Origin of the sequence: Phenylobacterium sp., from assembly GCF_013822795.1 — a bacterium.
In the GTDB taxonomy this organism is placed as follows: Bacteria; Pseudomonadota; Alphaproteobacteria; order Caulobacterales; family Caulobacteraceae; genus Phenylobacterium.
Window position 1 is genome coordinate 47,184 of sequence record NZ_PNLB01000012.1, and the last position, 14,227, is coordinate 61,410.

A 14,227-nucleotide genomic window follows, 5' to 3' on the forward strand; every position below is an offset into this window, starting at 1 on the left:
TGGATCCCAGCCTTGGCTGGGATGAGCGGGGTTAGTTGGACCCCGCCATGACCCAACCCGTCAGACACTTTGTCGACCTCTGGAAGATCGAAGCTTCCGACCTGCGCGTCATCCTCGACGACGCCAAGGCCCGCAAGGCCGCCCGCCGCGGTTGGCCGCAGGGCCGTGTGGACGGCGACGCCCCGTGCCGCGAGCGCACGCTGGCGATGATCTTCCAGAAGAACTCCACCCGCACCCGCTTCTCGTTCGACGCGGCGATGCGCCAGCTGGGCGGCGACGTGATCATCTCGACCGCCAACGACATGCAGCTCGGCCGCGGCGAGACCATCGAGGACACCGCCAAGGTGCTCTCGCGCATGGTCGATGCGATCATGCTGCGCGCCAACAGCCATGAGGACGTCGAGCGGCTGGCCTACGCGTCCACCGTTCCGGTCATCAACGGCCTGTCGGACAAGGGCCACCCCTGCCAGATCATCGCCGACCTGATGACCTTCGAGGAGCATCGCGGTCCGGTGACCGGCAAGACCCTGGCCTGGGTCGGCGACGGCAACAACGTCTGCTCCAGCTTCATCCATGCCGCGCCCAAGCTGGGCTTCAAGCTGAACATCGCCAGTCCGGCGCTCTACCACCCCGACTTGATGGACCTGGCCCGCGCCGCCGATCTGCAAGGCCAGGTGTTCACCACCGACGATCCGCGTGAAGCCGTGCGCGGCGCCGACTGCGTGATCACCGACACCTGGGTCTCGATGGGCGACGTCGACCACGACGAACGGATGGAAGCGCTGGAGCCCTATCAGGTCGACGGCGACCTGATGTCTCTGGCGGCCAAGGACGGCGTCTTCCTGCACTGCCTGCCCGCGCACCGCGGCGAGGAAGTGACCGACGACGTCATCGACGGCCCGCAGTCGCTGATCTGGGATGAGGCGGAGAACCGCATCCACGCCCAGAAGTCGATCCTCGCCTGGTGCTTCGGCGCGATCTGAACCGCGACAAGGGGAGGCGGGCGCTGAAGCTCGCAACTTCGGCCGCGCCTCCCTATATGCCGCCACCATGTCCGACACCGTCATGAACGCCATCCCCGACGACATCGTCGCCCCCTTCCAGATCGAAGGCGAAGCCGTGCGCGGCCGCCTGGTTCGCCTGGGCCCGGCGGTGCACAAGATCCTGTCCGGCCACGCCTATCCCGAGCCGGTCGCCAACCTGCTGGGCGAAGCTTGCGCGCTCGCTGCGCTGGTCGGCTCCAGCCTGAAGTTCGACGGTCGCCTGATCGTCCAGGCCCAGGGCGACGGCCCCGTGCGCTATGTCGTGGTCGACTACGACACCAGCGGCTCCCTGCGCGGCTATTGCCGCTACGATGAGGAGGCGGTGGCCCAGCTCAGCACCGGCTTCGCGCGTCCGGGCGCCAAGAGCCTGCTCGGCGGCGGCGTTTTCATCATGACCGTCGACCAGGGTCCGGACATGGACCGCTACCAGGGCGTCACCGCCATCGAGGGCGAGACGCTGGCCCTTTGCGCCGAGCAATACTTCGCTCAGTCGGAGCAGACCCCGACCCGCGTGCGGCTGGCCGTCGGCCAGGCCGACGTCGGCCAAGGCCTGCACTGGCGCGCCGGCGGCATGCTGATCCAGAACATCGCCGAGGACGACGCGCGCGGCTCGACCACCGAGGCCTGGGTCCGCACCCAGGCGTTCTTCGAGACCATCGGCGAGGACGAACTGCTCGATCCGACGATCTCGGCCGAGACCCTGCTCTTCCGCCTGTTCCACGAGGACGGGGTGCGGGTTTTCGAGCCCAAGGCGCTGCAGGCCTTCTGCCGTTGCTCGCAGGATCGCATCGAGACTGTGCTCAAGTCGTTCGGCGAGGACGAGCGGGCCGACATGGTCGAGGACGACGGCCAGATCCGGGTCACCTGCGAGTACTGCTCCATGGTCTACGCCATCGATCCGACGAGCCTCGCCGACGAGGGCTAGCCTCGGGCGGTCGCCGACGCGACTATGGCGACATGGACGACGCCGACCGCGAGTTTGACGAACTGGCCGCCTTGACCGGCGCGCTGCTGGGCGCGCTGGAGGCGCTCGCCTTCATTGGACGGCGGCTGAATCCGCCGGACCTGCCTGCGCTGCTGGTCGCAGTCGGGACCCCGGAGGAGGCTCTGCGCGAGCCGCTGCAGCGGATGTCCGCCTGGCGGGGTCAGGTCGCGGCGCTTCGCGAGCCGCTGACAGAAGCTGGCCTTGCCGTGATGTCGGGATTTGAAGAGCTGCGCGCGGGCGTGGCGGCGGGCGACGTGATCCAGGCCTTCCGAGGGCTGCGCCATGGCCCGAAGGCGCAGGAGGCCCTCTATCCGCTGGCAGGCCTGCTGCCGCCCGTGAACCGCTTCTTTCTCGAGCCCGGCGTCCGCGGCGACACGGCGTTGCAGGCGCGCTTCCATGCGCCCGCGCCTCATACCGGCGTCATGCACGCCGGTGGCGAGCCGGGCGCGCGAGGCGCGTTCTCCCTTTACGTTCCGGAGTACTACACCGCCGACCGCGCCTGGCCGCTGGTGGTGGCGTTGCACGGCGGCTCGGGGAACGGCCGCGCCTTTCTGTGGAGCTGGATGCGGGCGGCGCGCAGCCGCGGCGCGATCGTGGTCGCGCCCACCGCCGCCGGCGAGACCTGGGCGCTCACCGGCCCGGACTTCGACACCCCCAACCTGGCGCACATCGTCGCCGAGATCGGCGCGCGCTGGAACCTCGACCGCAGCCGCATGCTGCTGACCGGCCTGAGCGACGGCGGCACTTTCAGCTATGTCAGCGGGCTGGAGCCGAACTCGCCGTTCACGCACCTGGCGCCCGTGGCGGCCGCCTTCCATCCGATGTTGGCCCAGGCGGCCGACAGCGATCGACTGCGTGGCCTGCCGATCCAGGTCGTGCATGGCGCGCTCGACTGGATGTTCCCGGTCGAGATGGCGCGTGCGGCCGTCGAGGCCCTGGAGGACGCCGGCGCTGATGTCGCCTATCGGGAGATCGATGATCTCGCTCACACCTATCCGACTGAGATGAGCGCCGAGATCCTGGCCTGGCTGGACGCGAAGCCGAGACCAGCCGGCTAAACGCCCTTCCAGGGCCGCAGCCGTGGCCGCCAGCGCGGCACGTTCGCGAAGTAGGCGGCGTACTGATCTGGAAAACTGCGCCTCAGCGTCGGCTCTTCGTAGCTGACGACGAAGGCGTGGAAGAGCGCCCAAAGGCCAAGGCCGTAAGCCAGCGTCCAGGGGCGCGCGGTCAGCAGACCCTGGCCGGCGACCATGGCCAGGACCGCCACGTACATCGGGTTGCGCACATGCCGGTAGAAGCCTCCCACGACCAGCCGCTCGGGCGGCGCGATGGGGGCGGGCGTCCCGCGGCCCTGCAGGGCGAAGCGCAGGAAGGACGCCAGCAGCGCCGCCAGCCCGAACAGGGCGAGCGCCGCGCCCAGCACGGCCAGCAACGGCCAGCCGGGCAGGGCGACGCGCGGGGTCGCCAACTTGATGAAATGGGGAACCAGCAGCCCGACCGTTCCGGGCGCGAGCACCAGGAACAGGGCCGAGCCGATCAGCGAACGCGTGCGGGTCATCGTGGGCCTCCAGATGGAGAGGCCCACGATCAAGCGCCTTGGCTTAGGCCGCGTCCAGCGCCCGGCTGACGTCGCGGGTCAGGTCGCCGGGACCTTCGAGGCCGACGCTCATCCGCACCCAGCCTTCCGTCAGGCCGATCTCCAGCCGCTCGGCTTCCGGCATCGAGCGGTGGGTGGTGGTGCAGGGGTGCGTGGCCATCGACTTGGCGTCGCCGAGATTGTTGGAGATGTCGACGATCTCCAGGGTGTCCAGGAACCGCCAAGCCGCCTCGCGGCTGCCGAGGTCGAAGGCCACGACATTGCCGCCGCCGGTCATCTGGTTGGCGATGATCGCCGCCTGCGGGTGGTCCGGGCGGGTGGGATAGAGCACGGTCTTGGCCTTGGAGTGCGCGGCGATCACGTCGGCGATCTTCGCGGCGTTCTGCGCCTGGCGGGTGACGCGCAGCTCCAGAGTCTCCAGACCCTTCAGCAGCACCCAGGCGTTGAACGGCGACAGCGCCGGGCCGGTGTGGCGCAGGATATCCTTGTAGGCCTCGGTCATCAGCTGCTCGGCGCCGAGGATCGCGCCGCCCAGCACCCGGCCCTGGCCATCGATGTGCTTGGTGGCCGAATAGACGACGATGTCCGCGCCCAGGGCCAGCGGCTTCTGGAAGACCGGCGTGGCGAAGACGTTGTCGACCACCAGCTTGGCGCCGGCCGCATGGGCGATCTCGGCGACCGCGCCGATGGCGGTCACTTCCAGCAGCGGGTTGGCCGGACTTTCGACCAGGAAGGCCTTGGTGTTGGGGCGCACCGCGTTTTTCCAGGCGTCCAGGTCGGTGGCGTCGACATAGGTCACCTCGACGCCGAAGCGCGGCATCCACTCCGACAGGATCCAGCGGCAGGAGCCGAACAGCGCCCGGCCGGCCACGATATGGTCGCCGGCCCGAACCAGGCCCTGCAGCGCGACGTGTACGGCGGCCATGCCCGAGGCGGTGGCGCGGCAGGACTCGGCGCCTTCCAGCAGCGCCAGACGGTCCTCGAACATCTGCGTCGTCGGGTTGCCGAAGCGTTGATAGATGAAGCCAGGCTCCTCGCCGGAGAAGCGCTTGTCGGCGGCGCCGGCGCTCTCGTAGGAAAAGCTCTGGGTCAGGAACAGGGCCTCGGAGATCTCTCCGTAGGGCGTACGGGCCAGGCCGCCGCGCACCAGCTTGGTCTCGAGCTCCCAGTCGCGCGTGTCTTCGGCCATGGTGGTTCCTTTCAGCTTAGGCAGCGCGTTCTAAACCCCGGCCCAGGCCTTCGCCACCAGTGAAAATCTGCCGCAGCTTGCAGCCAGGCCGGTAGGAAGCCTTGCCAGACTCGTAGCGGGCGGCGAGTGTCGCGGCGATGAGCCACGCCCCCGGTATCCTGCCTTCCCAGTCCATTGACGACCTGATCGCCGCGGGCGCCATCACGTCTTCCCGCCCGTTCGACGCCGACCAGGTGCAGCCGGCCAGCCTCGACCTGCGCCTGGGCGCGCGGGCCTGGCGCGTGCGCGCCTCGTTCCTGCCCGGGCTCGGGCGGACGGTGCCCCAGCGCATCGAGGACGTGGCGATGCACGAGCTCGACCTGACCAAGGGTGCAGTGCTCGAGAAGGGCTGCGTCTACATCGCCGAACTGCAGGAAGCCTTGGCGCTGCCGAAGGGCATCTCGGCCCGCGCCAACCCGAAGAGCTCGACCGGCCGGGTCGACGTGTTCGTGCGGCTGCTGACCAACAACTCCGTGGCCTTCGACGATGTGGCCGAAGGCTATGCCGGGCCGACCTTCATCGAGATCGCCCCGCAGACCTTTTCGATCCTGGTGCGCACCTCGACGCGACTCAATCAGCTGCGCCTGAAGCGTGGCGAGCCGCCGAAGCTCCAGGTCCGCAGCGTCGGGGTCGACCTTTCCGACGGCGTCGCCGGCTTTCGCGCCCGCCGCCACGCCGGGGTCGTCGACATGGATCATGTCGATGGCCACGATCCCAAGGACTTCTGGGAGCCGCTGATCCCGCGCCGCGGCGAACTGCTGCTCGATCCAGGCGAATTCTACATCCTGGCCTCCAAGGAAGCCGTGGAGATCCCGGTCATGGAAGCGGCCGAGATGACCCCGATCGATCCGTCGGTCGGCGAGTTCCGCGTCCACTACGCCGGCTTCTTCGATCCTGGCTTCGGGACGGCCGAGGCGGGCGGCGTCGGTTCGCGCGGGGTGCTGGAAGTGCGCAGCCACGAGACCCCGTTCCTGCTCGAGGACGGCCAGACCGTCGCTCGGTTGGTTTATGAGCCGCTGACCGCTAAACCTGCCCGTCTTTACGGCGAAGGCGGCTCCCACTATCAGCGCCAGGGGCTGAAGCTCTCCAAGCATTTCCGGGTTTGGGGCTAGGCGCATGTGCTATGCTGACCGCCTCCCCTCGGAGGACGGTCGGCATGCTCAAGCTGGACCATGTGGTGTTTCCGGTGCGCGACGCCGGCGCCAGCCTCGCCTTCTATCGCGACGTCGTCGGGCTGGAGCTCGTCGAGGCCCATGAGGGCGACGACTGGGGCGACTACGCCTGGCTGATGATGATCTTCGCCCTGCCGGGCGGCGGCGAGATCGTGCTGGTCGAGCTGAAGGACGCTCCGGCGCCGCTCTATCGTGATCTTCCGAAAGACGCCCGCCACTACGCCATGGCTGCGGACACCGTGGCCGAGCTGGCCAGTTGGCGGCTGCGGCTGCGAGAGGCCGACGTGCGCTACTGGGAGGAGGATCACGGCGCGCAGCAGTCGATCTACTTCGAGGACCCCGACGGGGTGGTGCTCGAGGTCACCGCGCCACCCAGCCAACCGGCGATCAAGGCGTCGGAACGCGCCCGCGCGACGGTTCGGCGCTGGGTCGAGGCGGGCTCCGGCGCGGCCCATCCTTGACCGCCGCGCCTGCGCGCGCCAAACGCTCGGCGCATGAACATCCTCCTCGTCGGCTCGGGCGGGCGCGAACATGCGCTGGCCTGGAAGATCGCGGCCTCGCCGCTGGTGAAGCGCTTGGTCATGGCCCCGGGCAATCCGGGCATGGCCTCGCTGGGCGAACTGGCGCCGCTCAAGGTCACTGACGTGCCGGCCCTGGTCGCGCTGGCCAAGGAGATCGCCGCCGACCTGGTGGTCATCGGCCCCGAGACCTCGGTCGAGGCCGGGCTGGCCGACGCCCTGAACGCCGCGCAGATCCCCTGCTTCGGCCCGGTCGCGGCGGCCGGCCAGTTGGAGTCTTCCAAGGCCTTCACCAAGGCGTTCACCGACCGCCACGGCCTTCCGACGGGCGGCTACAAGGTCTGTGACACCGCAGAGGCCGGCAAGGCCGCGCTCGATGCCTTCCAGCCGCCCTACGTGATCAAGGCTGACGGCCTGGCCGCCGGCAAGGGCGTGGTGATCGCCCAGGACCGGGCCGAAGCCGAAGCGGCGATCGATGACGCCCTCGGCGGCCGCTTCGGCGCGGCCGGCGCCCGCGTCGTGATCGAGGAGTTCCTCGACGGTGAGATCGGCTCGCTGTTCGCCCTCTGCGACGGCAAGGATTCCATCGTCTTCGGCGGCGTCCAGGACCACAAGCGCGCCTATGACGGCGAGCTCGGCCCCAACACCGGCGGCATGGGAACTTACTCGCCGGCCCCAGTCTTCACGCCCGAACTGATTGAGCAGGTCCGCACCCGGCTGGCCGAGCCCGCCTTCGCCGGCATCGCCTCGGAAGGCGCGCCGTACAAGGGCGTGCTGTTCGTCGAGCTGATGGCCACCGAGGACGGCCCCAAGCTCGTCGAGTTCAACGTCCGCTTCGGCGACCCGGAATGCCAGGTGCTGATGCTGCGCCTGGAAAGCGATCTGGTTCCATATCTCGTCGCCTGCGCCAACGGCACGCTGGGCCAGATGCCGCCGCCGGTCTGGCGCGACGAGTCGGCGATCTGCGTGGTGCTGGCCGCTGACGGCTATCCGGACAGCCCGGTCACCGGCTCGATCATCAGAGGCGCCGAACAGGACTTCGGGCCGGAGGTGACGGTCTTCCACGCCGGCACCTCGCGCGACGCCGACGGAACCCTGCGAGCCTCGGGTGGGCGGGTGCTGAACGTCTGCGCCCGCGGCGCGACCCTGCAGGAGGCCCGTGACAAGGCCTATGCCGCGATCGCCCGGATCGACTGGCCCGGCGGCTTCCATCGCACCGACATCGGTTGGCGGGCGCTGACCGCCCGCTGACGGTTCCCGCGGCGGAACGGCTTGCTCGCCATGCCATGGCCTCGGTATGGTGGTTCAAACAACTGTACGAACCGCCGAGGGAACCGCCATGTCCGACACCGCCGAGCAGCAGCGCGAACAGCTCAACAGCGGGACCAAGGAGGTCGCCGAGTCCCATCGCTTTGACGAGGCCGCCCTGGCCGCCTGGATGCAGGCCAATGTCGAAGGCTATGCCGGCCCGCTGGAAGTTCGTCAGTTCAAGGGCGGTCAGTCGAACCCGACCTACCAGCTGATCACCCCGACCAAGAAGTACGTCATGCGGCGCAAGCCGCCGGGCAAGCTGCTGCCCTCGGCGCACGCGGTCGACCGCGAATACAAGGTGATCACTGCGCTCTATCCGACCGGCTTCCCGGTCGCGCGCTCCTACGGCCTGTGCACCGACGAGGCCGTCATCGGCACCATGTTCTACGTCATGGACATGGTCGAAGGCCGGATCCTCTGGGACCAGCAGCTGCCGCAGTACGAGCCGGCCGAGCGCCACGCGATCTTCATGGCCAAGATCAACACCCTGGCCGACCTGCACAACACCGACTACCAGGCCATCGGCCTCGGCGACTACGGCAAGCCCGGCAACTACATGGGCCGGCAAGTCGACCGCTGGACCAAGCAATATAAGGCCTCGGAGACCGCCCACATCGAGGAGATGGAGCGGCTGATCGATTGGCTGCCCAAGACCCTGCCCGAGCAGGAGCGCACCTCGATCGTCCATGGCGACTACCGCCTCGACAACATGGTCATCCATCCGACCGAAGCGCGGGTCATCGCCGTGCTCGACTGGGAGCTGGGGACGCTCGGCGAGCCGCTCGCCGACTTCACCTATCTGCTGATGAACTGGGTGAACGGCACGATCTCGCAGCTGCCGGACCTGAAGGCGCACGGCATCCCGACGATCGAGGAAGCGGTCGAGGCCTATTGCGCCCGCACCGGCCGTTCCGGCCTGCATCACCTCGACTGGTTCCTGTCCTACAACATGTTCCGCCTGGCCGGGATCTGCCAGGGCATCGTCGGTCGGGTCCGCGACGGCACGGCCAATAGCCCGCAGGCTGCTGCGATGGCCGAACGGGTGCCGCTGCTGGCCAAGTCGGCGTGGGACTACGCCCAGCGGGCGGGGGCCTAGCAACCGCCTCCACGGCGTGCGAAGAGGGCGATCGGCCGATCGCCCAACGTCCGAGTACGGAGCCCCATGACCGAGCTTACCGGCGCACCCGAAGTCGTGCGCGAACGGCCGCCGATCTGGCGTCGCCGCCCCTGGCAGATCGCTGCCGGCGCGGTGCTCGCCATGGTCGCCGTGATCGTCTTCATGGTCTGGTCGCTGCCGCTGGGACGGGCGCTGGAGCCGCTGCCCGATCCGACGCTCGTGTTGGTCACCGCCGATGGCAAGCCGTTCGCCCGGCGTGGCTCGTACAAGGAGCAGCCGGTCGATGTGACCAAGCTGCCCAAGCATGTTCCCGGCGCGTTCATCGCCATCGAGGATCGGCGCTTCTACAGCCATTTCGGCATTGATTTGAAGGCCTTGACCCGCGCCCTGCAGCGCAACGTCTCGGCCGGCGAGGTCCAGCAGGGCGGCTCGACCATCACCCAGCAGCTGGCGAAGAACGCCTTCCTCAGCAACAAGCGCAGCCTGCGCCGCAAGGCCCAGGAGGCGATGATCGCGCTCTATCTCGAGGCGCGGCTGTCCAAGGACGAGATCATCTCGCGCTACCTCTCGACCGTCTATTTCGGCGACGGGGTGTTCGGCCTGCGGGCCGCCGCGCGCCACTACTTCGACAAGACCCCCGAAACGCTCTCGATCGGCGAGGCGGCGATGCTGGCCGGCATGGTCAAGGCGCCCTCGCGCCTCGCCCCGACCGAGGACCTCGAGGCGGCCCGCGCCCGGGCCCGGATCGTCGTCGCGGCGATGGCCGAGCAGGGCGTCATAACGCCGCAGCAGGCCAGCGGCGTGCGCCCGGCGAGTGTCCGTTCAGGCCGCGAGAAGCTGCCCGTCGGCTCCTACTTCGCCGACTGGGTTTCGTCCCAGGCGCGCGAGGCGTTCGAGGCCGCCTATGGCGAAGTGATGGTCCCGACCACGCTGGATTCGATCCTGCAGGACCGCGCCGAGGAGATCGTCAGCACCGCCCTGAAGCGCCACGGCGGCTATCTGCACGCCACCCAGGCGGCGCTGGTCGCCATGCGTCCGGACGGCCGCGTGATCGTCATGGTCGGCGGCGATGACTACAAGACCAGCCAGTTCAACCGAGCGGCCGACGCCCAGCGCCAGCCGGGCTCGGCCTTCAAGCTATTCGTCTACCAGGCCGCGCTGCGCCAGGGCATGACGCCCGACAGCTTGATCCTCGACGCCCCGGTCACCATCGCCGACTGGTCGCCGAAGAACCACGAAGGCCACTACGCCAACCGCGAGATTCACCTGCGCAACGCCTTTGCCGGCTCGTCCAACGTGGCCGCCGCGCGCCTGGCCCAGCAGGTCGGCCGTGGGGCGATCATCAAGGCCGCCGAGGACATGGGGCTGCGCTCGCAGTTCCCGCCCGATCTGACCCTGGCGCTCGGCACCGCGCCGACGACGCTGCTCGATCTGACGGCGGCCTATGCCGGCGTGGCGGGCGGCCGCTATCCGGTGACCCCGTACGGCGTGATCCAGGCCCGCAAGCCGGCCGCGCATGAACTGCCGGCCAAGGAGCGTGACGGCCTGCGCGACATGCTGCGCGCGGCGGTCACCTTCGGCACCGCCAACGGCGGCAACGTCTCGCCGTATGCCTACGGCAAGACCGGGACGACCCAGGACTATCGCGACGCGCTCTACCTCGGCTACGTCGGCGATCTGGTGATCGGCGTCTGGGTCGGCAACGACGACAACAGCCCGATGAACGGCGTGGCCGGGGCCGGCTTGCCGGCCGAGATCTGGCGCGACTTCGCGCGGTTCGCGATGAGCAAGGGCGTCGTGCGCGCCAATGGCCGCCAGATCGGCCTGGCCCCGGTCGCGCCGCCGCCGGTCGCCGCGCCTGAGCTGACGATCGATGACCTCATGCCGGTGGAGCCGATCGACCCCGCCGCGCCGCCGGTCGAGGCTGCGCCTGCGCCAGCGCCGGTTGCGCCGCCGCAGCCAGCCCAGCAGCCCGCTCAGCCGATCTTCTAGCGGTAGGGCGCGATCAGGCGTTCGAGGGCTGCTTCGTCCTCGAACACCGCTCGCACGGGCCAGGCCTTGGCACGTGCGCGCCAAGCCGGGGGCAGTCGCACCCAGTCCTTTTCCGTCGTGACGAGGCCGGCGTTGAAGACTTCGGCGCGGCCCTCGATCAGCTTCAGAGCGGCGGCGTCATAGGCGAAGTGATCGGGGAACGGCACGAAATCGACCAGTTCGCAACCAGCCGCCTTCAGCGCCCGCTCCACCTTCCAGGGCATGCCGATGCCGGCGAACCCGACCTGCGGGCCCGGCGGCGGCGGCTCCGCCGGCTCCAGGCGCGCGATCAGCACCGGCTTGGCTCCGAGCGCGGTGAGCAGTTCCGGGTCCGGCTGCCCTAGGTCGGCCGGCAGCATCACGATCACCGCGTCCGCTCGCGCCAGGCCGACCGCCAGCGGTTCGCGCAGCGGTCCGGCCGGGAACACCGAGCCGTCGCCCAGCGGCCAGACGTCGTTGCGGGTCTCACCATCGACGACGACCAGCGACAGGGTCTTCTTCAGGCTCGGATTCTGATGGCCGTCGTCCATGACGATCGCCGAGGCGCCGGCCGCGACGGCGGCCTGGGCCCCAGCGGCGCGATCGCGGGCCACCCAGATTGGCGCGTCGGCGGCCAGCATCAGCGGCTCGTCGCCGACCTGCGCGGCAGTGTGGCGGGCGGGGTCGACCCGCAGTGGACCATGCTCGGACCCGCCATAGCCGCGCGACAGGCCGTGCGCGCCGGGCAGGCGGCGCAGCAGCTCGCGCACCACCGGCGTCTTGCCGGAGCCGCCGACGGTGAGGTTGCCGACGCAGATCACCGGAGCGCCCGGATCGATCGGCTGGGCGCGGGCCAGGCGCCGCGCGGTCGCCGCCGACCAGATCCAGGACACCGGCTTGAGCAGCGCGCGGGTGATCGGGGCCGGCGCGCCCTCGCGGACGTACCACCAGCGCGGGGTGGAGAGCTTCATGCCGGCAGCAGGGGCTTGAGCAGGGTCAGAGCCTCGTCCAGGGCCGCCCCCTGGCGCTCGGCGTAGGCCAGAGCGGCGCGGCCGATGCGCGGCGCGATCAGCGGCTCGGTCAGCAGCCCGCGCAGATCTCGGGCCAGGGCGGCCTCGTCGGCGCAGCGGATCGCCGCCACCCGCTCGAACATCTCCTCATAGGTGGCTGCCGCGTTGAACACGTCGGGGCCGGTCAGGATCGGAGCGCCCAGTCGCGCTGGCTCTAGCGGATTGTGGCCGCCGACGCCGGGTACGAAGCTGCCGCCCATCACCGCGACATCGCAGGCGCGGAAGAACAAGCCCATTTCGCCCAGGGTGTCGGCCACATAGGCCGTGGTCGCCGCGGTCAGCGGTTCGCCAGCCGCCCGTCGGGCCACCTGATAGCCCTGTTGGGTCAGCAGCGCGGCGACCGCTGCGCCGCGGTCGGGGTGGCGTGGGGCGAGGATCAGCAAGGCGCCTGTTCCGGCGGCGGCGCGGGCGATGATCTCGTCCTCGCCTGGATGGGTGCTGGCGGCCAACACTACCTTCCGCCCGCCGATGGCCGTCTTCAGCCGTTCGAGCTCGGCGGGATCGGCAGGGAGCGGCGCGCCAATGTTCTTGAGGTTGAGATGCGGACCCGTCGCTGCGCCAAGGGCGCGCAGCCGCGCCTCGGTGTCGGCGTCCTGCGGCAGGATCAGGTCGAAGGCGCCTAGCACCGCCCGGGCCGCCGCAGGCGCGCGGGCCCAGCCGTCGGCGCTGGCCTGGGTCATGCGGGCCGAGATCAGCGCCAGCGTCGCGCCGCGCGCCTTTGCGCCGAGGATCAGGTTGGGCCAGAGCTCGCTCTCGACCTGGATGGCGGTGTCGGGACGCCAGTGATCGAGAAAGCGTCGCACGGCCCCTGGCGCGTCGACCGGGGCGTACTGGTGGATGGCGCCGGGCGGCAGCCGTTTGCCCAGCAGTTCGGCGGAGGTGCGGGTTCCTGAGGTGACCAACAGGGTCAGGCCCGGCCTGGCCAGCGCCTGCGCCAGCGGCAGCAGCGAAAGGCTCTCGCCGACGCTGACTCCGTGCAGCCAGACCAGCGGCCCGGGCGGGCGGGCGACGCCGGCGCGGCCTAGCCGCTCGCCAATGCGGGCGGGGTCTTCCTTGCCGCGGGCCGCGCGCCGGCGCAGCAGACCGGGCGCGAGGGGTTCGGCCAGCCCCGTGGCGGCTGCGTAGAGCGCTAAGGAGAGCGGACGCAAGGCGGGGCTCAGACCGCGTGGGCGTTGGCGAGCCGGCAGGCCGCGGCGTGCCCGGTCTCGACCTGCAGGGTGGCGTGGCCGATGCCGAACTTGCCGGCCAGGCCCTCGCAGGCGGCATGCAGGAATTCGTCGCTGTCGCTGTTGTCGGGACGCGTGACGTGGGCGGTCATCGCGGTCTCGGTGGTGCTCATCGCCCAGACGTGCAGGTCGTGCACCTCGCTCACGCCGGGCCGCGCCAGCAGCCAGGCGCGCACCGCCTCGACGTCCAGCCCGCGCGGGGCGGCGTCGAGGGCCAGGTCGACGGATTCGCGCAGCAGCGCCCAGGTGCCGATGACGATGACGGCGGCGATCAGCAGGCTCAGCGCCGGATCGATCCACAGCAGGCCGGTCAGCGCGATCGCGCCCGCGCCGATCACGACCGCCAACGACACGGCTGCGTCGGCGGCCATGTGCAGGAACGCCCCGCGGATGTTCAGGTCCTCGTGGCCCTTCATGAACATCAGCGCCGTGGCGGTGTTAATGACGACGCCGATCGCCGCGACGATCATGACGGGCCAGGTGGCGATTGGGGCGGGCTCGGCAAAGCGGTGGATCGCCTCGGAGACGATCACCCCGACCGCGACCAGCAGCAGCACGGCGTTGGCCAGAGAGGCGAGGATGGTGGCCTTGCGCAGGCCATAGGTGCGGCGCGAGGTCGGCGCGGCCTTGGCGAGGATCGTCGCGCCCCAGGCCAGCAGCAGGCTGAGCACGTCCGATAGATTGTGTCCGGCGTCGGCCAGCAGCGCCAGCGAACCCGACCAGAGCCCGACGCCGGCCTCGGCCAGCACGAAGGCGAAGTTCAGTCCGACCCCGATGGCGAAGGCGCGGCCAAAGTCCTTGGGCGCGTGGCTATGGCCGCCGGGACCGTGGGAATGGCCATGCCCATGGCTGTGCGCATGGCCAGGGGCGCCATGATCGTGGTCATGGTCGTGGTCGTCGTGACGATGGCTCGAATGGTCGTGCGCCATGACTCTATGTGTCACCCCGGC

At 70.0% G+C, this 14,227-nt stretch carries 13 protein-coding genes; 8 read left to right on the top strand and 5 right to left on the bottom strand.

Going from position 1 to position 14,227, the window contains the following annotated elements:
• The first annotated feature begins 47 nt into the window (after window positions 1-47).
• From argF to C0481_RS12050, 3 genes are all read left to right on the top strand, one after another.
• The gene (gene argF, locus C0481_RS12040) at window positions 48-983 is read left to right on the top strand and encodes an ornithine carbamoyltransferase (protein ID WP_293403993.1); all 936 of its coding nucleotides are present in this window, start codon (window positions 48-50) and stop codon (window positions 981-983) included.
• 67 nt (window positions 984-1,050) lie between these two features.
• A complete protein-coding gene (locus C0481_RS12045; protein WP_293403995.1) occupies window positions 1,051-1,968 on the top strand; it encodes an Hsp33 family molecular chaperone in 918 nt (305 codons plus the stop codon).
• A gap of 32 nt (window positions 1,969-2,000) precedes the next feature.
• Window positions 2,001-3,086, top strand: coding sequence for a hypothetical protein (locus C0481_RS12050; protein WP_293403997.1), 1,086 nt, complete (start codon window positions 2,001-2,003; stop codon window positions 3,084-3,086).
• Here C0481_RS12050 and C0481_RS12055 read toward each other — a convergent pair.
• Together C0481_RS12055 and metZ are read right to left on the bottom strand one after the other, a co-directional pair.
• The gene (locus C0481_RS12055) at window positions 3,083-3,586 is read right to left on the bottom strand and encodes an isoprenylcysteine carboxylmethyltransferase family protein (RefSeq protein WP_293403999.1); all 504 of its coding nucleotides are present in this window, start codon (window positions 3,584-3,586) and stop codon (window positions 3,083-3,085) included. The genes C0481_RS12050 and C0481_RS12055 overlap by 4 nt on opposite strands.
• A gap of 43 nt (window positions 3,587-3,629) precedes the next feature.
• Entirely contained in the window at window positions 3,630-4,814 is a 1,185-nt protein-coding gene (gene metZ, locus C0481_RS12060) for an O-succinylhomoserine sulfhydrylase (protein WP_293404001.1), read from the bottom strand.
• A 137-nt stretch (window positions 4,815-4,951) separates the two neighbouring features.
• On the opposite strand from metZ, the gene C0481_RS12065 reads away from it, so the two are divergent.
• From C0481_RS12065 to C0481_RS12085, 5 genes are all read left to right on the top strand, one after another.
• Window positions 4,952-5,965: a 2'-deoxycytidine 5'-triphosphate deaminase gene (locus C0481_RS12065; RefSeq protein ID WP_293404003.1), complete on the top strand. Its 1,014-nt coding sequence runs from the start codon at window positions 4,952-4,954 to the stop codon at window positions 5,963-5,965.
• A 44-nt stretch (window positions 5,966-6,009) separates the two neighbouring features.
• Window positions 6,010-6,486 carry a VOC family protein gene (locus tag C0481_RS12070; protein ID WP_293404005.1) on the top strand — a complete coding sequence of 159 codons (477 nt, stop codon included), beginning with the start codon at window positions 6,010-6,012 and terminating at the stop codon, window positions 6,484-6,486.
• Window positions 6,487-6,519: 33 nt separating this feature from the next.
• Complete coding sequence (purD, locus tag C0481_RS12075; protein ID WP_293404007.1) at window positions 6,520-7,794, top strand: phosphoribosylamine--glycine ligase; 1,275 nt, start codon at window positions 6,520-6,522, stop codon at window positions 7,792-7,794.
• Between the two features lie 88 nt (window positions 7,795-7,882).
• Window positions 7,883-8,950, top strand: coding sequence for a phosphotransferase family protein (locus C0481_RS12080; RefSeq protein ID WP_293404009.1), 1,068 nt, complete (start codon window positions 7,883-7,885; stop codon window positions 8,948-8,950).
• A 66-nt stretch (window positions 8,951-9,016) separates the two neighbouring features.
• Window positions 9,017-10,963 (top strand): transglycosylase domain-containing protein, encoded by a 1,947-nt coding sequence (locus tag C0481_RS12085; RefSeq protein ID WP_293404011.1) that lies wholly within the window; start codon window positions 9,017-9,019, stop codon window positions 10,961-10,963.
• Here the strand turns inward: C0481_RS12085 and lpxK are convergent.
• From lpxK to C0481_RS12100, 3 genes are read right to left on the bottom strand one after another with little or no spacing between them, the layout of a single operon-like run.
• A complete protein-coding gene (gene lpxK / locus C0481_RS12090; RefSeq protein WP_293404013.1) occupies window positions 10,960-11,952 on the bottom strand; it encodes a tetraacyldisaccharide 4'-kinase in 993 nt (330 codons plus the stop codon). The two genes, C0481_RS12085 and lpxK, sit on opposite strands and share 4 nt — an antisense overlap.
• Complete coding sequence (locus C0481_RS12095) at window positions 11,949-13,199, bottom strand: 3-deoxy-D-manno-octulosonic acid transferase (protein WP_293404015.1); 1,251 nt, start codon at window positions 13,197-13,199, stop codon at window positions 11,949-11,951. Before C0481_RS12095 ends, lpxK begins: the two co-directional genes overlap by 4 nt.
• Window positions 13,200-13,207: 8 nt before the next feature.
• Complete coding sequence (locus tag C0481_RS12100; protein WP_293404017.1) at window positions 13,208-14,206, bottom strand: cation diffusion facilitator family transporter; 999 nt, start codon at window positions 14,204-14,206, stop codon at window positions 13,208-13,210.
• Window positions 14,207-14,227: the final 21 nt, after the last annotated feature.